Genomic DNA, 23664 nt, shown 5'->3' with positions numbered 1-23664 from the left:
ACCGGCCTCCGCGTCCCTTCATGGAGGTGTCTGGATGACCAGCAGCGTCCCCCTCGTCGCCACCCGCCCGGCCGGCGGTTCCGGGCTCCAGGCGGTGCTCCTGGACATGGACGGCACCCTCGTGGACACCGAGGGCATCTGGTGGGACGCCGAGGTCGGCATCTTCGCCGAACTGGGGCACGTGCTGCCCGAGGAGCACCGGGAAGTCGTCGTCGGCGGCCCGATGACCCGCAGCGCCTCGTACCTGATCGAGGCCACCGGCGCGGACATCGCGCTCGCCGACCTCACCACGCTTTTGAACAGCCGGTTCACCGAGCTGCTCGACGGCAACGTGCCCCTGCTGCCCGGGGCGCGGCGGCTGCTGGCCGAGCTCGCCGCCCACGGCGTGCCGACCGCCCTGGTCTCCGCCTCCCACCGGCAGGTCATGGACCGGATCCTCGGCACGATCGGCACCGAGCACTTCCATCTGACGGTCGCGGGCGACGAGGTCGAGCGGACGAAGCCGCACCCGGACCCCTACCTCCTGGCCGCCGCGGGACTGGGCGCGGATCCGGGGCGCTGCGTGGTCATCGAGGACACGCTGACGGGTGTGGCGGCCGCGGAGTCGGCGGGCTGCCCGGTGGTCGCGGTGCCGTCGGTGGTGCCCATCGAGCCCGCCCCGGGCCGCGCGGTCGTCGCTTCACTGGAAGAAGTGGACCTTCCTTTTCTGCACGAGCTGATCACGCTAATGCGCTGAGTCGCATACGGTGCGTGCCGCCGTATTCGCCGAAGGAATGCGAGAGGCGAATTCCGGTGATCGCGACAGGAGCAGTTCCGTGACGTTTCTCACGGTGCTCCGAATCGACAGGGTGGCCGCGATGTGCTGCGGACCCCGTTTTTCGAGGGGAACGTACCCCCTTGTGTCCGGATTGGTGGCACCTCGAGTGAAACGTTCCGGCGTCCGGATATCGATCACCCGGTGACGTTATCGCGGCGTGATTTCCCCTCAACTCCACTGTGTTTCGGTGGTCCTGGCGGCGCCGACTAATCTCATCGCGAGCACGTTGTACGACCGCAGGGAGACTCCCGACAATGAAGCGCAAGACGTTGGTGCTGCCGGCCATAGCGGGCCTGCTGACATCCGTACTCACCGCCTGCGGGGGGACGGACGAGTCAGGCTCCGATGGCGGAACCATCGTCGTCGGGACCACCGACCGGATCGAGGCCACCACCGGCGGCCCGGCGCCGCTGGACCCCGCCCAGGCCTACGACGCCGCCTCGTGGTCCGTCATGCGCAACACCTTCCAGACGCTGATGCGGCTGCCCCGGTCGGGCACCGAGCCGGTCCCCGACGCCGCGGAGAGCTGCGGCTTCCAGGACCGGCAGAGCGAGCAGTACCGCTGCAAGCTGCGGTCCGGACTGAAGTTCGCCGGCGGTCACGCGCTGACCTCCGAGGACGTGAAGTTCTCCCTCGACCGGGTGCGGAGCATCCACCACGAGAGCGGCCCGGAGTCGCTGCTGTCCAGCATCGACAAGGTGGAGACCCCCAGCGAACGCGAGGTCGTCATCCACCTCTCCGCGCCGGACGCCACCTTCCCCTCCAAGCTCACCACCCAGGCCGCCGCGATCGTCGACAGCGAGGTCTACCCCAAGGGCGGCCTGCTCAAGGGCTTCGAGGTCACCGGATCCGGCCCGTTCGAGGTGGAGACCGAAGAGCAGGACAACCGCCTGGTCAAGGCCGTCTTCACGAAGAACCCGGACTACAAGGGCGACCTGGAGCCGAAGAGCGCGAAGATCGAGATGCGCTTCTTCGAGGACTCCGCCCAGCTGGAGAAGGCGCTGACGGACGGCGACATCGACCTCGTCAACCGCGAGCTCGACCCCGACCAGATCGAGAAGCTGCAGTCCGGGGAGGTCGAGGGCGTGCGGGTCACCGAGTCCGCCGGCCAGGCCGTCCGCTACCTCGCCTTCAACACCGAGGCCGCACCCGTGCGGAACAAGGCGGTCCGGCAGGCCATCGCCCACATCGTCAACCGCCAGAACCTGGTCCGCGACGTCCACAAGCGCACCAGCGACGCCCTGTACTCACTGGTTCCGGCCGGCACCCTCTCCCACACGAACTCCTTCTTCAACGAGTACGGCGACGCCGACATCGCCGCCGCGCGCCGGGTGCTGAGCCGCGCCGGGATCCAGACCCCGGTGAAGCTGACCCTGACGTACTCCACCGACCACTACGGTCCGTCCACGGCCAAGGAGTACGCGGCCCTCAGGGACCAGCTCAACGCCAGCGCCCTGTTCTCCGTGAAGATCAAGGGCGTCAAGTGGACCGAGTTCCGTCCGGCCGCCGGTGCGGGCAAGTACGCCGCCTTCGGCATCGGCTGGTTCCCGGACTTCCCGGACGCCGACAACTACATCGCGCCGTTCGTCGGCAAGCAGAACTTCCTCAAGTTGGCCTACCGCAACAACGCCATCGACGACCAGCTGCTGCCCCGCACCCGTCAGCAGGCGCAGCGCTCGATGGCCGTCAAGGACTTCCAGCGGATCCAGAACCTGGTCGCGCAGGACGTGCCCCTGCTGCCGCTGTGGCAGGTCAAGCAGTACCTGGTCGCCCAGGACGACATCACCGGCGTCGAATACGCGCTGGACTCCGCCGCCATGCTCCAGCTGTGGGAGCTGAGCCGCGGCGTCAAGGGCTGACGACGCCCCGCGTCGAGGGCTGACATACGCGCGAGGGGCGCGGGCCGGGTGCACACCGCGGAGGCGGTACGCATCCGACCCGCGCCCCTCGCGCTGTGGGCGGGCGGACGGCCCGCCGGCGGATGAAGGGCCGCCGACGGGCGGACGGCCCGGCTACTGAGCGCCGGGACGGACCAGCCCGCTCTCGTACGCGTACACCGCGGCCTGCACCCGGTCGCGCAGGCCCAGCTTGGTCAGCACATGGCCCACGTGCGTCTTCACCGTCGTCTCGCTGACGAACAGGTCCGCGGCGATCTCCGCGTTGGACAGCCCGCGCGCCACCAGCTTGAGCACCTCGACCTCACGGTCGGTGAGCGTGTGCAGGGTGTCCGGCACCGACTCCTCGCCGGACGGCAGATGGCCCGCGTACTTGTCCAGAAGACGGCGGGTGATGCTCGGCGCCAGCATCGCCTCGCCGGCCGCCACCACCCGGATCGCCTGCACCAGCTCGTTGGCCGGCGCGTCCTTGAGCAGGAAGCCGCTGGCCCCGGCCCGCAGCGCCTCCACCACGTACTCGTCGAGGTCGAACGTGGTCAGCACCAGCACCTTCGCGGGCCCGTCCCGGCCGGGGCCGGTGATCTGCCGGGTCGCCTCGACACCGTCCATCCGCGGCATCCGGATGTCCATCAGCACCACATCGGGCTGCAGCGCCCGCACCTGGTCCAGGGCCTGCAGGCCGTCTCCGGCCTCGCCCACCACGGCCAGATCCGGCTCGGCCTCCAGGATCATCCGGAAACCGGTGCGCAGCAGTGGTTGGTCATCGACGAGCAGAACGCGGATAGCCACGGGGTCTCCTTCGCTAGACCTGCCCCATTCTGCCCTGGCCCGCCCCGCCGGACGGTGCCGGGATGATCTCCAAGGGGTACGGCGGGGGAGTGCCGCCGAACTCCGGGCACCGCGCCTGGTGGTCGCACCAGTCGCACAGCCTGGTCGGGCGCGGCCGCCAGTCACCGGACTCGGTGGCCAGCCGGATCGCCTCCCACAGGGCAAGCAGCTTGCGCTCCACCCCGCGCAGGTCGCCCTCGTCCGGGTCGTACGTGACCACATCGCCGCTGCCCAGATAGACCAGCTGCAACCGGCGCGGCACCGCGCCGCGCAGCCGCCACAGCACCAGCGCGTAGAACTTCATCTGGAACAGCGCCTCTCCCGCGAACTGCGGGGCGGGTGCCTTGCCGGTCTTGTAGTCGACGATCCGCACCTCACCGGTCGGCGCGACGTCCACCCGGTCGATGAACCCCCGCAGCGTCAGCCCGGACTCCAGCACCGTCTCCACGTACAGCTCGCGCTCGGCGGGCTCCAGCCGGGTCGGGTCCTCCAGCGCGAACCACCGCTCGACCAGCCGCTCCGCGTCCCCCAGCCACTCCGCCAGCCGTTCGGCGTCCTGGCTGCCGTCCTCCCGAGCGAACAGCTCCGCCAGCTCCGGCCGCCCCGCCAGCAGCCGCTGCCACTCACCCGGCACCAGCGCACGGGCCCGCGGGGCCGTCCGCTCCGCCGCCGGGGAGTCGAAGAGCCGCTCCAGGACCGCGTGCACCACGGTCCCGCGCGTCGCCGCGGCGCTCGGCTTCTCCGGCAGCCGGTCGATCACCCGGAAGCGGTACAGCAGCGGACACCGTATGAAGTCGGCCGCCCGCGACGGCGAAAGCGACGTCGGCCGCGCGGCGTCGGCGGCGCGGGCGGCGGCGGATCCGGCCGCTGAGGGCTCTTCGGCTGTCCCGGTGACGGTTCCCATGGCGAAGACCCTACGGCCCGCCACTGACAGCGGGCCGCATACCATCGACGGCAGAGGCCCTCGCACTGCATGATCGTGGGACCGTACCAAACGGGTGCGGGGGGATGTATCCGACGAGGGGACACCGTGGACAACAGCGGGCAGCGCAAGTCCGGCGGCGGGGGAGCCGACCCCGCGACCGGACCCCACGGCGAGAAGCCGCAGCGCCCCCGGGAGGTGGGCGGCGGCTTTCTCATGGGGCGGCCGTTCGGCGTCCCCGTCTACGTCGCCCCCAGCTGGTTCCTCGTCGCCGCCCTGATCACCTGGGTCTTCGGCGACCAGCTCGACCGCGTACTGCCCGAGCTCGGCGCCGCCCGGTACCTGGTCTCGCTCTTCTTCGCGGTCGCCTTCTACGCCTCCGTACTCGTCCACGAGCTGGCGCACACCGTGGCCGCGCTCCGCTACAAGCTCCCCGTCCGCCGGATCCAGCTGCAGTTCTTCGGCGGCGTCTCGGAGATAGAGAAGGAGACCGAGACCCCGGGCCGGGAGTTCGTGCTGGCCTTCGTCGGCCCGCTGCTCTCCCTGGTCCTGTCCGGGCTGTTCTACCTGGCGATGCAGCTCGTCGAGCCGCGCACCGTGCCCGGCGTCCTGCTGGCCGGCCTGATGATCTCCAACCTCATCGTGGCCGTCTTCAACCTCCTCCCCGGCCTGCCGCTGGACGGCGGCCGGATGCTCCGCGCCGTCGTGTGGAAGATCAGCGGCAAGCCGATGACCGGCACCGTGGCCGCCGCCTGGACCGGCCGGGCGCTGGCCGTCACGGTGCTCATCGGGCTCCCGCTGCTCAGCCAGGCGGGCGGGTTCAGCGACGACGCGGAGGGCTTCGGCAGCTTCGAGTCCCTCACCGACGCGCTGCTGGCCGCCATCCTCGCCGCCATCATCTGGACCGGTGCCGGGAACAGCCTGCGCATGGCGCGGCTGCGCGAGCGGCTGCCGGACCTGCGGGCCCGTACGCTGACCCGGCGCGCCGTCCCCGTGGCCGCCGACACCCCCTGTCCGAGGCGCTGCGGCGCGCGAACGAGGCCGGGGCGCGGGCCCTGGTCGTGGTGGACGGGCACGGCGTCCCCACCGCCGTGGTGCGGGAGGCGGCCATCGTCGGCATCCCCGAGCACCGCCGCCCCTGGGTCCCGGTCAGCGGCCTCGCCCAGGATCTGCGGGACGGCATGAAGGTCTCCGCCGAGCTCACCGGCGAGGAACTCCTCGACACCCTCCGCGCCACCCCGGCCACCGAGTACCTCGTGGTCGAGGAGACCGGCGAGATCTACGGCGTGCTGTCCACGGCGGACGTCGAGCGGGCCTTCGTGGCGGCCATGGCCCGCCCCCAGCCCGCAGGCAAGTGAGTCCGAAAAAGACCGGTAGGCTGTTCACATGTCCGAACCGACCGGTGCCGCCCGCCGTCGCGGGCCCTTCAAGGTCGGGGACCAGGTCCAGCTCACCGACCCCAAGGGACGCCACTACACGTTCACGCTCGAAGCCGGGAAGAACTTCCACACCCACAAGGGTTCCTTCCCTCACGACGAGCTGATCGGCGCCCCCGAGGGCAGTGTTGTCCGTACCACCGGGAACGTCGCCTACCTCGCGCTGCGCCCGCTGCTCCCCGACTATGTCCTGTCCATGCCCCGCGGCGCCGCCGTGGTCTACCCCAAGGACGCGGGGCAGATCCTGGCCTTCGCCGACATCTTCCCCGGCGCCCGCGTCGTCGAGGCGGGCGTGGGCTCCGGATCGCTCAGCAGCTTCCTGCTCCGCGCCATCGGCGACCAGGGGATGCTGCACTCGTACGAGCGGCGGGCCGACTTCGCCGAGATCGCCCAGGCGAACGTGGAGCGCTACTTCGGCGGCCCGCACCCCGCCTGGCGGCTGACCGTCGGCGACCTCCAGGACAACCTGTCGGACACCGACGTCGACCGCGTCATCCTCGACATGCTCGCGCCCTGGGAGTGCCTGGAGGCCGTCTCCAAGGCGCTCGTCCCCGGCGGCATCCTGTGCGCCTACGTGGCCACGACCACCCAGCTCGCCCGCACCGTCGAGGCGATCCGCGACTTCGGCACGTTCAACGAGCCGGCCGCCTGGGAGTCGATGATCCGCAACTGGCACATCGAGGGCCTGGCCGTCCGCCCCGACCACCGCATGATCGGCCACACCGGCTTCCTGCTCACCGCCCGCCGGCTCGCCGACGGCGTCGAGCCCCCGCTGCGCCGCCGCCGGCCCGCCAAGGGCGCGTACGGCGAGGACTACGCAGGCTGGGGCGGCGCGAAGGACACCGCGGGCGGCGGCAAGGACGCCACCGCGGGCGACGCCAAGAGCGGCAAGGACGACGCCGCCGACAGCTCCGGCGGCCCCGCCGGGCAGGGCTGATCCGCCCCGCCTCCAACACCTCTGCGCAGCCACCGACTTCCCGTACCGGAAGCCGGTGGCTGCGGCGTTAGCGGGCCCTGGCCGGAAACGCCGCCCCGGTAGTTCCCGCCGACTGTGACATGTGGCACCATGCTGGGCACCCCCAGCCGCAGCTCTCACAGGAGTCACCCCGCGTGCAGCCTCCGGCAGGCGCAGAGTCCTCTACTGCGTCGTTCCCGCCACCCCATGGCCCTGATCTCCCGCACAGCCGTCCCCGGCCGGTGCACTGGCTCGCCACCGCGGCCGCGCTGACCGGCGTGGTGGCCGCGGCGTCCGTCCTCCAGCCATCGGGCGCCAAGGCGTCCGCCGCGCGCGCCCGGGCCGGTGCCCCGGCCCCCTGACGCCCGACCCCCGCGCCGTGGCGCCCGACCCACCGCCGCCCGCTACCCGGTCGACTGCGGTCCGACCCGGCTGGACGTGGTGCAGCGAGCCTCGGGCGATCTCGACGGCGACGGGACCCCGGAGACGGTCGCCGTGGTGCGCTGCCACACCGAGACGGGCACCCCGCCCAGCGGGATCTACGTGCTGGCCGCGGCCGCCGACGGGGGCTTCCCGCCCCGGATCGTGGAGACGTTCCTCGACCCCAAGGAGGGCATGAGCGTCAGCGGCTTCGCGCTGCGCGGCACGACGGTCTCGGCCACGTTGCTCGGCTACTCCTCGACCGAGGTGCCGCGTTGCTGTCCCGACCTGCAACGCAAGGTCAATTGGCGGTGGCAGGACGGGAAGTTCGTCCTCAGGGCCCTGCCGGCCGCGGGGAGTGTCTGACAGGTCACCGTACGAGGTCGCGGATCACTCGGCGTCGGGTCCGTAGACCTCGACCCGGTCCGTGACGCGGCGTACGTGGATGCATTCGCCGGGGCACTCGCGCGCGGAGTCCACCACGTCGGCCAGCAGCGGCAGCGGGACCGGGGTGACGGCACCCTTGTCCTGAAGCAGCTCGTCGTCGGCGCTCTTGACGTACGCCAGCCCGTCGATGTCCAGCTCGAAGACCTCGGGCGCGTACTGGGCGCAAATACCGTCCCCGGTGCACAGGTCCTGGTCGATCCAGACCTCCAGAGCGGCGCCGTCGGAGCTGGTGACGAGGTCTTCCCTCTGCACGGTCATATAGAGCCTGCCGTTTCTGCGGACATGTACCAGCATGGACTAAAAGAAGCCAGCACTGGCGGGTGTTGACCACTCAGACGATACAACCGGTCGCTTTCCGATGTTGTTGGGTGGGTATCACCTGCTGTGAGGACGTGCGCAAGGGTGAAGATCGGACACACCCTGTTCGGGTTTGTGATCTAGGGGTTTCAACCCGCACCGGCCCAGGTAGGGTCAGGAAGCGTCCAGCTCCCCTTGGAGGAGGTGAGGACCGTGGCAGCCCACGACGACGACAGCAACCGCGGCATCCGGCCCGGGCGGGGGTCTGAAGACCCCGCCGGTCAGGTTGCCTACCTAGAGCAGGAAATCGCCGTCCTGCGACGCAAGCTCGCCGACTCTCCGCGTCACACGAGGATTCTCGAAGAGCGGATCGTCGAGCTGCAGACCAACCTGGCGGGCGTGTCCGCACAGAACGAGCGGCTCGCCAGCACCCTCCGTGAGGCCCGCGACCAGATCGTGGCACTCAAGGAGGAAGTCGACCGGCTCGCGCAGCCGCCGGCCGGCTTCGGGGTCTTTCTGCGGGCGAACGAGGACGGCACGGCCGACATCTTCACCGGAGGCCGGAAACTCCGGGTGAACGTCAGCCCGAGCATCGAGCTCGAAGAGCTCCAGCGCGGCCAGGAAGTCATGCTCAACGAGGCGCTCAACGTGGTCGAGGCCATGGAGTTCGAGCGCGCCGGGGACATCGTCACCCTCAAGGAGATCCTCGAGGACGGCGAGCGCGCCCTGGTGATCGGGCACACCGACGAGGAGCGGGTGGTGCGGCTCGCCGAGCCGCTGCTGGACACCACCATCCGGCCCGGTGACGCCCTGCTGCTGGAGCCCCGATCCGGCTACGTCTACGAGGTCGTACCGAAGAGCGAGGTCGAGGAACTCGTCCTCGAAGAGGTCCCGGACATCGACTACACCAAGATCGGCGGCCTGGGGAACCAGATCGAGCTGATCCGGGACGCGGTCGAGCTCCCGTACCTCTACCCCGACCTCTTCAAGGAGCACGAACTGCGGCCGCCCAAGGGCGTGCTGCTGTACGGCCCGCCCGGCTGCGGCAAGACGCTCATCGCCAAGGCCGTCGCCAACTCCCTTGCCAAGAAGGTCGCCGAGGTGACCGGGCAGCCCGCGGGGAAGAGCTTCTTCCTCAACATCAAGGGCCCCGAGCTGCTCAACAAGTACGTCGGCGAGACCGAGCGGCACATCCGCCTGATCTTCCAGCGGGCCCGGGAGAAGGCGAGCGAGGGCACACCCGTCATCGTCTTCTTCGACGAGATGGACTCCCTCTTCCGCACCCGCGGCTCCGGAGTCAGCTCGGACGTGGAGAACACCATCGTTCCGCAGCTGCTCTCCGAGATCGACGGTGTGGAGGGCCTGGAGAACGTCATCGTGATCGGCGCCTCCAACCGCGAGGACATGATCGACCCGGCGATCCTGCGCCCCGGCCGCCTCGATGTGAAGATCAAGATCGAGCGTCCGGACGCGGAGGCGGCCAAGGACATCTTCTCCAAGTACCTGACCGAGACCCTGCCCATCCACGCGGACGACCTCGCCGAGCACGGCGGATCCCCGAAGGCCGCGGTGGCGGGCATGATCCAGTCGGTCGTCGAGCAGATGTACGCCGAGTCCGAGGAGAATCGCTTCCTTGAGGTGACGTACGCCAACGGCGACAAGGAGGTCCTGTACTTCAAGGACTTCAACTCCGGCGCCATGATCCAGAACATCGTGGACCGGGCCAAGAAGATGGCCATCAAGGCCTTCCTGGACCACGACCAGAAGGGTCTGCGGGTCTCCCATCTGCTCGCCGCCTGCGTGGACGAGTTCAAGGAGAACGAGGACCTGCCGAACACCACGAACCCGGACGACTGGGCCCGGATCTCCGGAAAGAAGGGCGAGCGGATCGTCTTCATCCGCACCCTGGTCACCGGAAAGCAGGGCGCGGACACCGGACGCTCCATCGACACGGTGGCGAACACCGGTCAGTACCTGTAGCACCGCGGTCCGGCTGCGGATGCCCATGGCAGCCCCCCGCCGAGGGGCGGTCGGGGAAGGGCATCCGCAGCCGGACACGCGTTTCCGCATGGATCTGCGCGGATCTGCATGGATGAACCGGACCGGAGCAATGACCGAAATGATCTCCCACCGGGCGCGCGGCCGTTCTAGGCTCGTCGGTACCGCCGCGACGCGCTGTGGGGGATCAGGGCCGACCGCACTCGGACCGGATGCGCAGCGGGACTTGAGCGCCGACCCCGCCTGGGGCCGCCGCCGGGCAAGGAGGGCCGCATGACCGTACGGCGCGTGATGGGGATCGAGACGGAGTACGGGATCTCCGTCCCGGGTCACCCGAACGCCAATGCCATGCTCACCTCATCCCAGGTCGTCAACGCCTACGCGGCGGCGATGCACCGGGCGCGCCGCGCCCGCTGGGACTTCGAGGAGGAGAATCCGCTGCGGGACGCCCGCGGCTTCGATCTCGCCCGTGAGTCTGCGGACGCCAGCCAGCTCACCGACGAGGACATCGGCCTGGCGAACGTGATCCTGACCAACGGCGCGCGGCTGTACGTCGACCACGCGCACCCGGAGTACAGCGCCCCCGAGGTCACCAATCCGCGGGACGCCGTGCTCTGGGACAAGGCGGGCGAGCGCATCATGGCCGAGGCCGCGCTGCGGGCCGGCCAGCTCCCCGGCGCCCAGCCCATCCATCTGTACAAGAACAACACCGACAACAAGGGCGCGTCCTACGGCACGCATGAGAACTACCTCATGAAGCGCGAGACCCCGTTCTCGGACATCGTGCGCCATCTGACGCCCTTCTTCGTCTCCCGGCAGGTGATCGCCGGCGCGGGCCGCGTCGGCATCGGCCAGGACGGCCATGGGCAGGGCTTCCAGATCAGCCAGCGCGCGGACTACTTCGAGGTCGAGGTGGGGCTGGAGACCACCCTCAAGCGGCCGATCATCAACACCCGGGACGAGCCGCACGCCGACGCCGAGAAGTACCGGCGGCTCCACGTGATCATCGGGGACGCCAACCTCTCCGAGATCTCGACCTACCTCAAGCTGGGCACGACGGCCCTGGTGCTCTCGATGATCGAGGACCGCTTCATCGCCGTGGACCTCGCTGTCGACCAGCCGGTACGGACCCTGCACCAGGTGTCGCACGACCCCTCGCTGCGCCATCTGATCACGCTGCGTAGCGGACGGACGCTGACCGCGGTGCAGCTTCAGATGGAGTACTACGAGCTGGCCCGCAAGTACGTCGAGGACCGGTTCGGCGCGGACGCCGACGAGCAGACCCGCGATGTGCTCTCCCGCTGGGAGGACGTGCTGGGCAGGCTGGAGAACGATCCGATGAGCCTGGCGGGCGAGCTGGACTGGATCGCCAAGCGGGAGGTGCTGGAGGGCTACCGGCGGCGCGACGGGCTGGACTGGGACGCGGCCCGGCTCCACCTGGTCGACCTCCAGTACGCGGATGTGCGCCCCGAGAAGGGCCTGTACAACCGCCTGGTGGCGCGGGGCCGGATGAAGCGGCTGGTGGACGAGCGGGACGTGGACCGGGCCCGTACGCAGCCGCCGGAGGACACCCGGGCGTACTTCCGCGGCCGCTGCCTGGAGCAGTACGCCGACGACGTCGCGGCCGCGTCCTGGGACTCGGTGATCTTCGACCTGCCGGGTCGTGACTCTCTGCAGCGGGTGCCCACCCTGGAGCCGCTGCGGGGTACCCGGAACCACGTCAAGGAACTGCTGGACCGCTGCCGTACGGCCGAGGACCTGGTCCGGCTGCTGTCGGGGGGCTGAAACAGCCCTCCGCCGGGAATCATCGAAGTGGCCCCGCGTTGTAAAAGTGCGGGGCCGATGTCGGACCCGGCTTGTAGGGTCTGATCTTGACCGATCCATTCAAGCTGGGCGGACCGAGCGGGGTGAGGTAGATGGCGACCAAGGACACCGGAGGACAGCAGAGGGCGACGCGTTCCACCGAGGAGGTCGAGGAGCAGGCGCAGGACGCGCAGGCGGCGGAAGACCTCAAGGAGCGCCAGGAGAAGCTGTCGGACGACGTCGACTCCGTGCTGGACGAGATCGACGACGTCCTGGAGGAGAACGCCGAGGACTTCGTGCGTTCCTTCGTGCAAAAGGGCGGCGAGTAGGGCGATCCGGACATCCGTGCCGTGCCGGAGGCCGACCGTCCCGGTACGGCGCGGATGACACCGTCGGCCACGGGTATGGTCCGTGCAGTGTGACAAGATCGGCCCGACGCCAGGCGGCGGGCGACCACCTACCTGGAAGGAATGGTGTGGAAGCCAACACCCGTAGCACAGGGCGTCTGCCAGCGGCCTTCCTGACGCCCGGCTCGTCCTCGTTCATGGACTTCCTCGGCGCGCAGGCGCCGGAGCTGCTGCCGGGGAACCGGCCGCTGCCGCCCGTGCAGGGCGCCGTGGAGGCCCCGCACGGTACGACGATCGTGGGGGCGACCTTCCCCGGCGGCGTGGTGCTCGCCGGTGACCGGCGCGCCACCATGGGGAACGTCATCGCCCAGCGCGACATCGAGAAGGTGTTCCCCGCCGACGAGTACTCGGCCGTCGGCATCGCCGGGACCGCCGGTCTCGCGGTGGAGATGGTCAGGCTCTTCCAGCTGGAGCTGGAGCACTTCGAGAAGGTCGAAGGGGTCCAGCTCTCCCTGGAGGGCAAGGCGAACCGGCTCTCCACGATGATCCGCAGCAACCTCGGCATGGCCATGCAGGGCCTGGCCGTGGTGCCGATCTTCGCGGGCTGGGACGTCGACCGCGAGAAGGGCCGGATCTTCTCCTACGACGTGACCGGCGGACGCTCCGAGGAGGTCGGCTTCGCGGCCACCGGCTCCGGCTCGATCTTCGCGCGCGGCTCCCTCAAGAAGCTGTACCGCGAGGACCTGACGGAGGAGCAGGCCGCGACCGCCGTGGTCCAGGCCCTGTACGACGCCGCCGATGACGACTCGGCCACGGGTGGGCCGGACCTGGCCCGGCGGATCTATCCGATCGTCACCGTGATCACCGACGAGGGCTTCAAGCGGCTCACCGAGGCCGAGGTGTCCGAGATCGCCCGTGCCGTCTACGAGCGGCGGCTCGAGCAGCCGGACGGCCCGCGGGCCGCCCTGCTCTGAGAGACGGGACGATCGGGATGCATTCGCCAGTGACAGTGACAGAAAGGGACGGATAGCCGGTGACGACGCCGTTCTATGTATCACCCCAGCAGGCCATGGCCGACCGGGCCGAGTACGCCCGCAAGGGCATCGCACGGGGCCGCAGCGTCGTCGTGCTGCAGTACGCCGACGGCATCGTGTTCGTCGCGGAGAACCCGTCCCGGGCGCTGCACAAGGTCAGCGAGATCTACGACCGCATCGCGTTCGCGGCGGTCGGCAAGTACAACGAGTTCGAGAACCTCAGGATCGGCGGTGTGCGCTACGCCGACCTGCGCGGCTACACCTATGACCGGGACGACGTGACCGCCCGCGGCCTGGCGAACGTGTACGCGCAGACCCTGGGCACCATCTTCTCCAGCGCGGCCGAGAAGCCGTACGAGGTGGAGCTGATCGTCGCCGAGGTCGGGGAGGGCCCCGAGGACGACCAGATCTACCGCCTCCCGCACGACGGCTCGATCGTCGACGAGCACGGGTCGGTCGCGGTCGGCGGCAACGCCGACCAGATCAGCAGCTACCTCGACCAGCGGCACCGCGAGGGCATGACGCTGGCGGAGGCGCTCAAGCTCGCGGTCGAGTCCCTGGCCCGCGACACCAACGGCGGCGAGCGCAGCCTCACCGCCGAGCAGCTGGAGGTCGCCGTCCTGGACCGGACGCGACCCCAGCAGCGCAAGTTCAAGCGCATCCTGGGCCGCCAGCTCTCCCGCCTCCTGGCGGACGAGAGCGCGGCCGCGGAGCCCGAGGACGAGTCCCCCGAGAGCTCCGAGGACTCAGACGCATAACCGCCTGACGGCCGGTTGTGGGCAGTCGTTCCGGAGGGCGGAACGGGTGGGCACAACCGGCCACCGGGCCTGCAGACGGGCACGAGACGGTGGGGACCGCTCAGGGGCCCGCCGCCGAGCACGCCAGAGTCATGCTTACCCGGCGCGGTCCTTGCCCGCCATGGCGGGCGGCGGCGCCGTGGAGCCCCGCGCCACCAGCTCCACCGGCAGCTCGCCCCCGCCCGCGGCCCTCCCTTCCAGCACGGCCAGCAGCGCCGTCATCCCGCGCTCTCCCACCTCCTCGGCCGGCAGCCGTACCGTCGTGAGTTCCGGCTCCAGCGCCGATGCCAGCGCCAGATCGTCGAAGCCCGTCACCGAGACATCGCCGGGCACCCGCAGCCCGAGCCGCCGTGCGGCCTTGCAGGCGCCCGCCGCCAGGATGTCGTCGTCGCACACCAGCGCCGTGGGCCTCGGACCCGGGCCTGACAGTGCCCGCTCCGCCGCGCGCCGCCCGTCCTCCACTCCCAGCGCCGCCGGCTCGGTCCGTACCTCCGTGCCCGGCACGGTGCCGAACGCCTCGGCCAGCGCCCGCGCTCGGACCCGGAAGGTCCAGGAATCGATGTCCGCGGCGATGTGCGTGACCCGCCGGTGCCCCAGGCTCAGCAGATGCTCCGCGATCAGCCGCATGCCGCCCGCGATGTCGAGGTTGACGGTCGCGGCCGCTGCCGCGTCGGCCGGATCGCTGTCCAGCATCACCAGCGGCAGCCCCCCGCCCCGTACGGCGGCGAGCGCCTCGGCCGCCATCGAGGAGGCGATCACACCGTCGAGGGAGGCACGGGCGGAGTCGAACGGGTCGCTGGCGGGCCGGATGCCCGCGGGGGAGGGGTACAACACCACCCCGAAGCCGTGGTCGGCCGCCACGCGGGTCGCACCGGTGTAGACGCGGGCGAAGAATTCCGTCGTCAGGGCGGGCACGACCAGCAGCGCGGTCCTGGTGCGCCCGAGCCGCAGACTGCGGGCGGCGAGGTTGGGCCGGTACCCGAGCTCCCGCGCGGCGCCCCGCACCGCCTCGGCCGTGCGCTCCGAGACCCGGCCGCGCCACTTGTCCCCGAGGACCAGGGACACGGTCGCCTGTGAGACGCCCGCGGCCCGCGCCACGTCCCGGCTCGTCACTCGGGTCCCCGCCGTCTCCGCCACGATCGCCTCCGCCTCCGCGCTCATCCACCGCGCGGTCATCTCGGTGGACCCGCGGCGAGCTGACATGGTACGTATAACCCCCGGAGGTTATACGTAAAACCTCCGCGCTCTGAGAGTGATCAAGGGAAGAGGGGGCACACCATGGCCGCTGGATACGGAGAGCTGCTGCGCACCCGGTACGCGGTGCGGCTGCTCGCCGGGACGCTCATAGGCCGCCTGCCGAACGCCACCGCCTCGCTCGCGATCGTGCTGTTCGTGCGGGCCGAGGGCGGCAGCTACGCCCTCGCCGGAGCGCTCTCCGCGGTCTACGGCGTCGGCAACGCCATCGGCCAGCCGCTGCTGGGGCGGGCCGTGGACCTGCTGGGGCAGCCCCGGGTGATGCTCCCCTCCGCCGTGCTGTCCGCGCTCGGGATGGCCCTGTTCGCCTCCGTCGGCACCGACCCGCTGCCCGTCGCCTACGCGGCCATGCTGGTCGCGGGATTCTTCACGCCCCCGCTGGAAGGCGGCCTGCGGGCCCTGTGGCCCGATGTCCTCAAGCGCGACGACCGCATCCACGCCGCCTACGCGCTGGACGCCGTGGCCCAGGAAGTGATGTTCGCCGTGGGGCCGCTGCTGGTCACCCTGCTGGTCGCCGGCTGGTCGGAGGCCGCCGCGCTGCTCGTCATCAATGTGATCGGCGTGGCGGGCGCGCTCTCCGTGGTGACCTCGGCGCCGTCCCGGCAGTGGCGGTCCGCGCCCCGCGAGGCGCACTGGCTCGGCGCCCTGCGCTCGCCCGGACTGGTCGTCCTCATCAGCGCGTTCTTCTTCGTCGGCACGGCGATGGGCGCCATCGCCGTGGCCTCGGTCGCCTACGCCGACGAGCACGGCGGCGGCATGGTCTCCAGCTATCTGCTCTCCGGGTTGAGTACCGGCGCGCTGATCGGCGGCGTGGTCTACGGCGCCCGCCAGTGGTCCGGTGCCCCCGAGCCCCGGCTGCGGCTGCTGGTGGCGGCCCTGGCGCTGGGCTTCCTGCCGCTGGCGCTGGTGCCCGGCGTGCCCGCCATGACCGCCCTCGCCCTGCTCTCCGGGGTGTTCCTGGCCCCGGCCCTGGCCTGTGCCTTTGTCGTGGTCGACCGGCACGCGCCCAGCGGCACCGTCACCGAGGCGTTCTCCTGGCTGGTCACGATGTTCGTCGTCGGCGCGTCGGTCGGCTCGGGGGCCGCCGGACCCGTCATCGAGGCCGGTGACGTGGCCGCCGGATTCGCCGTCCCGGGGGCGGCTGGAGCGGTGGCGCTGCTGGTCCTGGTGGCCGCCCGGCGCTTCCTCGCCCCGGTGAGCGGGCGCGGGTCCCGCCCCGTCGCCGGTGATCTCCCGGCGGAAAATGATCGAAACGGTGCTGTCGAACCCGGTTTCAGAGCAGGCCATCAGGCGTAATGTTCAGTCATGGACCGCCGCATTTTCGGGCTGGAGAACGAGTACGGCGTCACATGCACGTTCAGGGGACAGCGCCGACTGTCTCCTGACGAAGTGGCGCGGTACCTCTTCCGCCGTGTCGTTTCCTGGGGCCGCAGCAGCAATGTCTTCCTGCGCAACGGCGCCCGCCTCTATCTCGACGTGGGATCGCACCCGGAATACGCAACTCCCGAGTGCGACAACGTGACCGAGCTGGTCACCCACGACAAAGCGGGCGAGCGCATCCTCGAAGGACTCCTCGTCGACGCCGAAAAACGCCTGCACGAGGAAGGGATCGCGGGCGACGTCTACCTCTTCAAGAACAACACGGACTCCGCCGGGAACTCCTACGGTTGCCATGAGAACTACCTGGTGGCCAGGCACGGCGAGTTCTCCCGGCTCGCGGACATCCTCATCCCGTTCCTGGTGACCCGCCAGCTGCTGTGCGGCGCGGGCAAGGTGCTGCAGACCCCGCGCGGCGCCGTGTACTGCGTCAGCCAGCGCGCCGAGCACATCTGGGAGGGCGTCAGCTCCGCCACCACGCGCTCCCGACCCATCATCAACACCCGTGACGAGCCGCACGCCGACGCCGAACGCTACCGCAGGCTGCACGTCATCGTCGGCGACTCCAACATGTCCGAGACGACCATGCTGCTCAAGGTCGGCGCCACCGACCTGGTGCTGCGCATGATCGAGGCGGGCACCGTCATGCGGGACCTCACGCTGGAGAACCCGATCCGGGCCATCCGCGAGGTCAGCCACGACATCACCGGACAGCGGAAGGTGCGGCTGGCCAGCGGCCGCGAGGCGTCCGCCCTGGAAGTCCAGCAGGAGTACTACGAAAAAGCCGTCGATTTCTGCGAGCGCCGCGGGATCCGCACCGGCACGGTGGAGCGCGTCCTGGAACTGTGGGGCCGCACCCTCGAAGCGGTGCGCACGGAGAACCTCGACCTCATCGACACCGAGATCGACTGGGTGATGAAATACCGGCTCATCGAGCGCTATCGGGCCAAGAACAACATCACGATGTCGCATCCGCGCATCGCGCAGATAGACCTCGCGTACCACGACATCCACCGCCGCCGCGGGTTGTATTACCTTCTGGAGAAGCGCGGTCAAGCGGCCCGGATCTGCAACGACTTGAAGATCTTCGAAGGCAAGTCGGTGCCACCGCAGACCACCCGGGCCAGGCTGCGCGGTGATTTCATCCGCCGCGCCCAGGAGCAGCGCCGCGACTTCACCGTCGACTGGGTGCACCTCAAGCTCAACGACCAGGCGCAGCGCACCGTGCTGTGCAAGGACCCGTTCCGTTCGGTGGACGACCGGGTGGAGAAGCTCATCGCCGGCATGTGAGGCGGCTTGCGCCGAACGCCCGACGCGGGCCCCGCACGTTCCTCGTGCGGGGCCCGCGCCACGTCGTAGAGTGACGCGCATTGCCCCCCGCAGGCTCTACTGAACGAGGACCTCCGTGCGCCGACGATCCGTACTCCTTGCCGTACCCGCCGGGCTGCTCGCGCTCGCGGGCTGCGGTGACGACGACTCAGACAAGGGCGAAAAGACCTCTCCCAAGCCGGAGAGCCCGTCGGCGCAGCCGACCGCCAAGATGGATGGCCCTGTCCCGGCGCTGCTCGGCGGGACGAAATTCGGCGAGCGGCCCGAGGTCGCCAGGGGTGTCGGCAAGGGGCCCGGCAAGCTGGAGACCAAGACCCTGGTCGCCGGCCGTGGCCCCGTCGCGGCCAAGGGCGACTACATTCAGGTGAACTACCTGGGCCAGATCTGGGACACCGGCAAGGTCTTCGACACCACCTGGGACAAGGGCCGCAACCCCTTCGTCTTCCGGGTCGGCGCCGGCGAGGTCGTTCCCGGCTGGGACAAGGGTCTGGAGGGGAAGAAGGTCGGCAGCCGCGTCGAGCTGGCCATCCCGCCGGAGCTCGGATACGGCCCGCAGGGCCGGCCGCCCGTCATCAAGGGCACCGACATCATGGTGTTCGTCGTCGACGTCGTCGGCGTCTTCAACAGCAAGAGCTCCGCACACGGCAGCAAGGTCGCCCAGGACAACAAGGACCTGCCGAAGGTGGGGGACGACACCGACGGCAAGGCGCCCGCCATCACGGTGCCCAAGACCAAGGCGCCGAAGAAGCTCGTCTCGGCCTATGTCCTGGAGGGCGACGGGCGGGAGGTCAAGGAGACCGACACCGTCCTCCTCCAGTACAGGGGTGTCCTGTGGGACGGCGGCAAGGAGTTCGACTCCACGTATGCCAGCAAGGCCCTGGCCAAGTTCAACCTGCCGGAGCTCGTCCCGGGCTTCCGCGACGGGCTCAAGGGCAAGAAGATCGGCAGCCGCGTGCTGCTGGTCATGCCGCCGGAGCTCGCCTATGGCAAGGAAGCGCGCGACAAGATCCCGGCCAACTCCACCCTGGTCTTCTCCGTCGACATCCTGGCCGTCTCGTAGTACGGCCGTCTGACAGACTGGGCAGGTTGCCCACCACGTAACAAGGAGCAGTTTTCGTGAGCATCGACAAGCCCGAGGTCGACTTCCCGGGCGGCGAGCCGCCGAAGGACCTGGAGATCAAGGACATCTGGGAGGGTGACGGTCCCGTCGCCAAGGTCGGGGACACCGTCCAGGTGCACTACGTCGGCGTCTCCTTCTCCACCGGCGAGGAGTTCGACGCGAGCTGGAACCGGGGCACCCCGCTGGCGTTCAAGCTGGGTGGCAAGCGGGTCATCCCCGGCTGGGAGCTGGGCATCCAGGGCATGAAGGTCGGCGGCCGCCGCCAGCTGATCATCCCGCCGCACCTGGCCTACGGCGACCAGGGCGCCGGCGGCAAGATCGGACCGGGCGAGACCCTGATCTTCGTCTGCGACCTGGTCGCCGTCTGAGCCGCCAGTCCGGCGTCTGAGACGAGATCGTCCTGAGACCGAGGGCCCCCGCCGGACGGCGGGGGCCCTCGGCTTTCACCTTGCGTCCCCGTAGCGGTACGGTCACCGTCGAGGGGTCGAGAAGAAGGGGCGTCGATGGCGATTGCCAAGGCCGAGCGGCTGATGAACCTGGCGCTGTGCCTGCTGGGGACGCGGCGTCCGCTCACCAAGCGTGAGCTGCGCGGCTCGATCGAGGCGTACCTGCAGGCGGGGGCGGACGACGCCTTCAACCGCATGTTCGAGCGCGACAAGGACGACCTGCGCGAACTCGGCCTCGTCATCGAGACGGTGGAGAGCATCGACGGCGAGATCGGCTACCTCGCCCGCCGGGACAGCAACCGCCTGCCGCCCATCGCCTTCGACGCCGAGGAGGCCGCGGCCCTGGGGCTGGCCGCCAAGGTCTGGCAGCAGGCCCGGCTGGCCGGCGCGGCCAGCGGCGCGCTGCAGAAACTGCGCGCGGCCGGGATGCCGCTCGCCGACGATCCGTACGGCACCGACGGGCCCAGCGCCCTGGAGCCGCGCATCCCCGCCCACGAGGCCGCCTTCGAACCGCTGATGCTCGCCTGCCGCGACCGTCGGCCCGTCGTCTTCGACTACCGCAAGTCCAGCGCCGCCCACCCCGAGCGCCGCCAGGTCGAGCCGTGGATCCTGGAGTGCTGGCGCGGCCACTGGTACCTCGTCGGCTGGGACCGTGAGCGGCAGGCGGAGCGGGTCTTCCGGCTCTCCCGGATCATCGGCAAGGTCCGCTCCCGCGCCGGTGCCTTCACGGCCGAGGTGCCCGACCACGTCACCGTACGGGAGACGGTCGAGAGCTGGGCGGGGGAGATCGCCACCGGCACCGCCCGGATCAGGCTGCGCTCCGGCCACGGCTATCCGCTCCGGGCCAGGGCGCTGACCAGCCGCCCGGTGGACGACGGCTGGGACGAGCTGGAGATTCCGTACGGGCACGGGCTGGACGCGTGGCTGGTGGAGTTCGGCCAGGACGTGGTCGTCCTCGAACCCGCCGAACTGCGTGCCGACGTCGTCGACCGGCTGCGCGCCGTGGCCAAGGGCTGAGAGGGACGGACCGACTTCACATGGCCACGAACGCCATCGACCAGACCCGCCGGATGCTGTCCCTCGTGACGTACCTGCGGGAACGCCCCGGCGCGCACGTCAGCGACGTCGCCCGGGCCTTCGGGATCAGCGAGGACGAGCTGATCGCCGACCTCGACGTGCTGCCGATGTGCGGCACCAGCTTCCGCGGCGGGGACCTGCTCGACATCGACACCGACGGCGACCGCATCTGGTGGCACAACCCCGACGCCACCGGCTCCAGCGCGGGCGAGCCGCTGCGGCTCGCCGCCGACGAGGCGACCGCGCTGCTCGTCGCCGCCCGCGCCGTGGCCACCCTCCCCGGCCTGCGCGAGAGCGACCGGCAGGCGCTGCTGCGCGCCACCGCCAAGCTGGAGGCCGCGGCGGGTGAGGCCGCCGGTGCCAGCTCCCGGCTGTCCGTGACGTTCGAGTCCGAGGGCGGGGTCTTCGCGGACATCGACCGGGCCATCGCGGAGCGGCGGCGGGTCTGGCTGCGCTACTACTCGCCCGCGCGCGACGAGCTCACCGAACGCGAGGTCGACCCGATCCGGCTGTTCGCCGTCGGCCACACCTACGTCGAGGCGTGGTGCCGCCTGTCGGAGGCGCGCCGTACCTTCCGGCTGGACCGGGTCGCGGAGATCAGGCTGCTGGACGAGGCGTCCGACCCGCCGCCGATCGAGCCGCGGGACCTGTCCGAAGGGCTGGTGCAGCCCGCCGCCGAGGACCCCGAGGTGGTCGTCGAGGTCGGGCCCGGCGGCCGCTGGGTCGCCGAGTACTACCCGCACGACAGCGCCGACGAGCTGCCGGACGGGGGGCTGCGGATCACCCTGCGCACCCCCGACCCCGGATCGCTGCGCCGCCTGGCGCTCCGGCTGGGGCAGGACGGCCGGATCGTCTCCCCGCGGGACCTGGCGGACAGTGCCCGGGACGCGGCGCGGCAGGCGCTCGCGGCGTACGGCGAATGAAGGGACGCACAACGTGACCGCTGAGGCGAACGCCGCCTCGTCCGACCCCGCCGCTTCCCACCCGGTGGTCTTCAAGGCGGGCTGTCCTGAGTGTCGCGGCCAGTTCGAGCTGGCCGCCGGCGCGCTGCGGCTGGCGATCGGCGCGAGCGACAAGACCACCTTCTACTCCTTCACCTGCCCCCGCTGCGGCTCCGCGGTCCGCAAACGGGCCGGTGAGCGCATCGTCGAGCTGCTCACCGGCGGCGGCGTACGGACGCTGCGGCTGCACTCCACCGCGTGATCGCCGCGGCGAAGCGTCCTGGTGGACGCGGCGCGGCGTCCCGGTAGGCTCCTGTCATGCTCTGGCCGATGCTTGCCCTCGCCCTCTCCTTCTGCGGAATCGCCGTGCTCGGCGTCCTGGCCGTACGGGTCTTCGTCGAAGTCCGGCGGCTGGCCCGGCAGGTGGCGGAGAGCTCGGACCGCATCGCCCGCGCCTCCGCCGACCTGGAGCGGGCCGCCCTCCCGCTCGCCGGCCACGTCGACCAGGTCCGCCGGGACTGACGGCAGCGCCGCCGGGACCGGCGGCACGGCGCGAGCACTGGCGAAGGGTGGCGCTCCAGGGCGCCCGCTCTTGCCGGTGGTGGCTGCGAGGTAGGCTGCAAAGACGCTGCACTGCCGGCGAACACCGTCCGCAACCGGGCGTATGCAAGGGCATTGCCCTGTGTTCACCCCCGCGGGTTACGATCGCTGGCAGCACTAGCACGCCCGTCCGATCCCCACCCGGCAGGCAGTAGGTACGCCGCCCTGGCGAGAAGGTAGTAGCACACATGAACCTGAGGCCCGCTGAGATCGTCCTGATCCTCGTCGTCATCCTGCTGCTCTTCGGTGCCAAGAAGCTCCCCGACATGGCTCGGTCCCTCGGCAAGTCGGCCCGCATCCTCAAGAGCGAGGCCAAGGCGATGAAGAAGGACGACGAGGGGGCCGCAGCCGGTGCCCCGCCCGCCGACCCGGCGGCCCACCAGGAGCCCGCGCCGAAGACCATCCAGGCAGCTCCCGGCGATGTGACCAGCTCCCGCCCGGTCACCGAGCCGAACCGCACCACCCAGAGCTGACGCCAGCCGAGAGAGCCGCCGCACCGGCGCCGACGTGATCTGTCGGCGACGGGCTCCGTACGAGACGAGGACGTGGGTTGCTCAAGTCTGCCCGCAAGCAGCAGAAGGACCCCGAGGGGCGGATGCCTCTCGCGGAGCATCTGCGAGAGCTGCGCAACCGGCTGCTGAAGTCCGTGATCGCGATCGTCGTGTTCACGATCATCGGGCTGATCTACTACAAGCAGATCGCGGAGTTCATCACCGACCCGGTGATCGACAGCGTGGGGTGCCCGGACGGCAAGACGCTGAACCCGGACGGTTCGTCCTGCGTGCAGGTCACCGCCAACGGTCTGCTGGCCCCGTTCACGATCATGTTGAAGGTGGCCCTGGCGACCGGCGTCGTCGCCGCCAGCCCGGTCTGGCTCTACCAGCTCTGGGCCTTCCTCGCGCCCGGGCTGCACGGTCACGAGAAGAAGTACGCGCTCAGCTTCGTGGCCGCCGGCGTGCCGCTCTTCCTGGGCGGCGCCTACCTCGCGTACGCGATCCTGCCGACCTCCGCCGGTGCGCTCGTCGGCCTCACCCCCGAGGGGTGGAACAACCTCTTCCCCGCGGACGAGTTCCTCGACATCGTCACCCGGCTGGTGATCGTCTTCGGTCTCGCCTTCGAGCTGCCGCTGCTGCTGGTGCTGCTCAACCTCGGCGGAGTGATCACCGGGAAGCGGATGCTCAGCTGGTGGCGCTTCATGGTGGTGGGCATCACCGTCTTCGCGGCCGTCGCCACCCCGACCGGCGACCCGCTGACCATGTCGGTCCTCGCGGCCCCCATCATCGTGCTGTACTTCGGCGCCACCGGAATCAGCCTCGTCAACGACCGCCGCAAGCGCCGCGGCAACCCCGACGCCGGGCTCGGCGACGACGAGGCATCCGACCTCGATCTCACGCCGTCGCGGATCGACGACGTCGAGCCGGTCGCCGCGGCCCGCGACGCCGACCACACGGATCCGGCCAGGCGCAACGGCTACGACGACTTCACCTGATCCGGCACCGGCGGGCCTACCGATAGGGTCCCGCT

Annotated in this window: 23 protein-coding genes and 1 pseudogene; 20 read left to right on the top strand and 4 right to left on the bottom strand. The window is 70.5% G+C overall.

Annotated elements, in window-relative coordinates; translation table 11 throughout:
- The first annotated feature begins 34 nt into the window (after positions 1 to 34).
- Both Q3Y56_RS05535 and Q3Y56_RS05530 read left to right on the top strand, forming a co-directional pair.
- Positions 35 to 736, top strand: a complete 702-nt coding sequence (locus tag Q3Y56_RS05535) for an HAD family phosphatase (protein WP_304460840.1) — start codon at positions 35 to 37, stop codon at positions 734 to 736.
- 335 nt (positions 737 to 1071) lie between these two features.
- Positions 1072 to 2676 carry an ABC transporter substrate-binding protein gene (locus Q3Y56_RS05530; RefSeq protein ID WP_304460839.1) on the top strand — a complete coding sequence of 535 codons (1605 nt, stop codon included), beginning with the start codon at positions 1072 to 1074 and terminating at the stop codon, positions 2674 to 2676.
- 153 nt (positions 2677 to 2829) lie between these two features.
- On the opposite strand, the gene Q3Y56_RS05525 is transcribed toward Q3Y56_RS05530, so the two are convergent.
- Positions 2830 to 3501 (bottom strand): response regulator transcription factor, encoded by a 672-nt coding sequence (locus tag Q3Y56_RS05525; protein WP_304460838.1) that lies wholly within the window; start codon positions 3499 to 3501, stop codon positions 2830 to 2832.
- A 13-nt stretch (positions 3502 to 3514) separates the two neighbouring features.
- Positions 3515 to 4489, bottom strand: coding sequence for a RecB family exonuclease (locus Q3Y56_RS05520; RefSeq protein ID WP_304465480.1), 975 nt, complete (start codon positions 4487 to 4489; stop codon positions 3515 to 3517).
- 81 nt (positions 4490 to 4570) lie between these two features.
- On the opposite strand from Q3Y56_RS05520, the pseudogene Q3Y56_RS05515 reads away from it, so the two are divergent.
- From Q3Y56_RS05515 to Q3Y56_RS33365, 3 genes and pseudogenes are all read left to right on the top strand, one after another.
- Positions 4571 to 5820: pseudogene (locus tag Q3Y56_RS05515) on the top strand (site-2 protease family protein).
- 28 nt (positions 5821 to 5848) lie between these two features.
- Positions 5849 to 6835 (top strand): tRNA (adenine-N1)-methyltransferase, encoded by a 987-nt coding sequence (locus tag Q3Y56_RS05510; RefSeq protein WP_304460837.1) that lies wholly within the window; start codon positions 5849 to 5851, stop codon positions 6833 to 6835.
- A 456-nt stretch (positions 6836 to 7291) separates the two neighbouring features.
- Positions 7292 to 7639, top strand: a complete 348-nt coding sequence (locus Q3Y56_RS33365; RefSeq protein ID WP_369696713.1) for a hypothetical protein — start codon at positions 7292 to 7294, stop codon at positions 7637 to 7639.
- A 24-nt stretch (positions 7640 to 7663) separates the two neighbouring features.
- Here Q3Y56_RS33365 and Q3Y56_RS05500 read toward each other — a convergent pair whose 3' ends face one another.
- Positions 7664 to 7978, bottom strand: coding sequence for a ferredoxin (locus tag Q3Y56_RS05500; protein ID WP_304465479.1), 315 nt, complete (start codon positions 7976 to 7978; stop codon positions 7664 to 7666).
- Positions 7979 to 8230: 252 nt separating this feature from the next.
- On the opposite strand from Q3Y56_RS05500, the gene arc reads away from it, so the two are divergent.
- The 5 genes from arc (at position 8231) to prcA (ending at position 13957) form a co-directional block, all read left to right on the top strand.
- On the top strand, positions 8231 to 9997 hold the full coding sequence (gene arc, locus Q3Y56_RS05495) for a proteasome ATPase (RefSeq protein WP_304460836.1): 1767 nt from the start codon (positions 8231 to 8233) through the stop codon (positions 9995 to 9997).
- Positions 9998 to 10288: 291 nt separating this feature from the next.
- Positions 10289 to 11800: a depupylase/deamidase Dop gene (gene dop / locus Q3Y56_RS05490; protein ID WP_304460835.1), complete on the top strand. Its 1512-nt coding sequence runs from the start codon at positions 10289 to 10291 to the stop codon at positions 11798 to 11800.
- Between the two features lie 131 nt (positions 11801 to 11931).
- Entirely contained in the window at positions 11932 to 12147 is a 216-nt protein-coding gene (locus tag Q3Y56_RS05485) for a ubiquitin-like protein Pup (protein ID WP_304460834.1), read from the top strand.
- 146 nt (positions 12148 to 12293) lie between these two features.
- The gene (prcB, locus tag Q3Y56_RS05475; protein ID WP_369696712.1) at positions 12294 to 13139 is read left to right on the top strand and encodes a proteasome subunit beta; all 846 of its coding nucleotides are present in this window, start codon (positions 12294 to 12296) and stop codon (positions 13137 to 13139) included.
- Between the two features lie 59 nt (positions 13140 to 13198).
- A complete protein-coding gene (gene prcA, locus Q3Y56_RS05470) occupies positions 13199 to 13957 on the top strand; it encodes a proteasome subunit alpha (protein WP_304460833.1) in 759 nt (252 codons plus the stop codon).
- Positions 13958 to 14092: 135 nt separating this feature from the next.
- Here prcA and Q3Y56_RS05465 read toward each other — a convergent pair whose 3' ends face one another.
- Positions 14093 to 15157 (bottom strand): LacI family DNA-binding transcriptional regulator, encoded by a 1065-nt coding sequence (locus Q3Y56_RS05465; RefSeq protein ID WP_304465477.1) that lies wholly within the window; start codon positions 15155 to 15157, stop codon positions 14093 to 14095.
- A gap of 117 nt (positions 15158 to 15274) precedes the next feature.
- Here Q3Y56_RS05465 and Q3Y56_RS05460 point away from each other — a divergent pair, with 117 nt between their 5' ends.
- From Q3Y56_RS05460 to tatC, 10 genes are all read left to right on the top strand, one after another.
- Entirely contained in the window at positions 15275 to 16546 is a 1272-nt protein-coding gene (locus tag Q3Y56_RS05460) for an MFS transporter (RefSeq protein WP_304460832.1), read from the top strand.
- Between the two features lie 9 nt (positions 16547 to 16555).
- Entirely contained in the window at positions 16556 to 17917 is a 1362-nt protein-coding gene (pafA, locus tag Q3Y56_RS05455; RefSeq protein ID WP_304460831.1) for a Pup--protein ligase, read from the top strand.
- Positions 17918 to 18032: 115 nt separating this feature from the next.
- Positions 18033 to 19016 (top strand): FKBP-type peptidyl-prolyl cis-trans isomerase, encoded by a 984-nt coding sequence (locus Q3Y56_RS05450; protein WP_304460830.1) that lies wholly within the window; start codon positions 18033 to 18035, stop codon positions 19014 to 19016.
- Between the two features lie 56 nt (positions 19017 to 19072).
- Positions 19073 to 19444: an FKBP-type peptidyl-prolyl cis-trans isomerase gene (locus Q3Y56_RS05445; RefSeq protein WP_304460829.1), complete on the top strand. Its 372-nt coding sequence runs from the start codon at positions 19073 to 19075 to the stop codon at positions 19442 to 19444.
- Positions 19445 to 19579: 135 nt separating this feature from the next.
- Positions 19580 to 20539: a YafY family protein gene (locus Q3Y56_RS05440; RefSeq protein WP_304460828.1), complete on the top strand. Its 960-nt coding sequence runs from the start codon at positions 19580 to 19582 to the stop codon at positions 20537 to 20539.
- Positions 20540 to 20559: 20 nt separating this feature from the next.
- Positions 20560 to 21522 carry a YafY family protein gene (locus Q3Y56_RS05435; RefSeq protein ID WP_304460827.1) on the top strand — a complete coding sequence of 321 codons (963 nt, stop codon included), beginning with the start codon at positions 20560 to 20562 and terminating at the stop codon, positions 21520 to 21522.
- A 13-nt stretch (positions 21523 to 21535) separates the two neighbouring features.
- Entirely contained in the window at positions 21536 to 21802 is a 267-nt protein-coding gene (locus Q3Y56_RS05430) for a hypothetical protein (protein WP_304460826.1), read from the top strand.
- A gap of 56 nt (positions 21803 to 21858) precedes the next feature.
- Positions 21859 to 22062 (top strand): hypothetical protein, encoded by a 204-nt coding sequence (locus Q3Y56_RS05425; protein WP_304460825.1) that lies wholly within the window; start codon positions 21859 to 21861, stop codon positions 22060 to 22062.
- A gap of 266 nt (positions 22063 to 22328) precedes the next feature.
- Positions 22329 to 22613, top strand: a complete 285-nt coding sequence (tatA, locus tag Q3Y56_RS05420; protein ID WP_304460824.1) for a Sec-independent protein translocase subunit TatA — start codon at positions 22329 to 22331, stop codon at positions 22611 to 22613.
- A gap of 77 nt (positions 22614 to 22690) precedes the next feature.
- On the top strand, positions 22691 to 23629 hold the full coding sequence (gene tatC / locus Q3Y56_RS05415) for a twin-arginine translocase subunit TatC (protein WP_304460823.1): 939 nt from the start codon (positions 22691 to 22693) through the stop codon (positions 23627 to 23629).
- Positions 23630 to 23664 lie beyond the last annotated feature (35 nt).

The organism is Streptomyces sp. XD-27 (assembly GCF_030553055.1).
Lineage (GTDB): Bacteria > Actinomycetota > Actinomycetes > Streptomycetales > Streptomycetaceae > Streptomyces.
This window is presented reverse-complemented; position numbering and strand designations above follow the sequence as displayed.

Bases quoted from the DNA above. Each gene is read 5' to 3' on its own strand.
- Q3Y56_RS05435 (WP_304460827.1), top strand. From the start codon at position 20,560: ATGGCCACGAACGCCATCGACCAGACCCGCCGGATGCTGTCCCTCGTG.
- Q3Y56_RS05440 (WP_304460828.1), top strand. From the start codon at position 19,580: ATGGCGATTGCCAAGGCCGAGCGGCTGATGAACCTGGCGCTGTGCCTG.
- dop (WP_304460835.1), top strand. From the start codon at position 10,289: ATGACCGTACGGCGCGTGATGGGGATCGAGACGGAGTACGGGATCTCC.
- Q3Y56_RS05425 (WP_304460825.1), top strand. From the start codon at position 21,859: ATGCTCTGGCCGATGCTTGCCCTCGCCCTCTCCTTCTGCGGAATCGCC.
- Q3Y56_RS05520 (WP_304465480.1), bottom strand. From the start codon at position 4,489: ATGGTATGCGGCCCGCTGTCAGTGGCGGGCCGTAGGGTCTTCGCCATG.
- tatA (WP_304460824.1), top strand. From the start codon at position 22,329: ATGAACCTGAGGCCCGCTGAGATCGTCCTGATCCTCGTCGTCATCCTG.
- pafA (WP_304460831.1), top strand. From the start codon at position 16,556: ATGGACCGCCGCATTTTCGGGCTGGAGAACGAGTACGGCGTCACATGC.
- Q3Y56_RS05530 (WP_304460839.1), top strand. From the start codon at position 1,072: ATGAAGCGCAAGACGTTGGTGCTGCCGGCCATAGCGGGCCTGCTGACA.
- Q3Y56_RS05510 (WP_304460837.1), top strand. From the start codon at position 5,849: ATGTCCGAACCGACCGGTGCCGCCCGCCGTCGCGGGCCCTTCAAGGTC.
- Q3Y56_RS05485 (WP_304460834.1), top strand. From the start codon at position 11,932: ATGGCGACCAAGGACACCGGAGGACAGCAGAGGGCGACGCGTTCCACC.
- Q3Y56_RS05500 (WP_304465479.1), bottom strand. From the start codon at position 7,978: ATGACCGTGCAGAGGGAAGACCTCGTCACCAGCTCCGACGGCGCCGCT.
- Q3Y56_RS05460 (WP_304460832.1), top strand. From the start codon at position 15,275: ATGGCCGCTGGATACGGAGAGCTGCTGCGCACCCGGTACGCGGTGCGG.
- Q3Y56_RS05535 (WP_304460840.1), top strand. From the start codon at position 35: ATGACCAGCAGCGTCCCCCTCGTCGCCACCCGCCCGGCCGGCGGTTCC.
- Q3Y56_RS05465 (WP_304465477.1), bottom strand. From the start codon at position 15,157: ATGAGCGCGGAGGCGGAGGCGATCGTGGCGGAGACGGCGGGGACCCGA.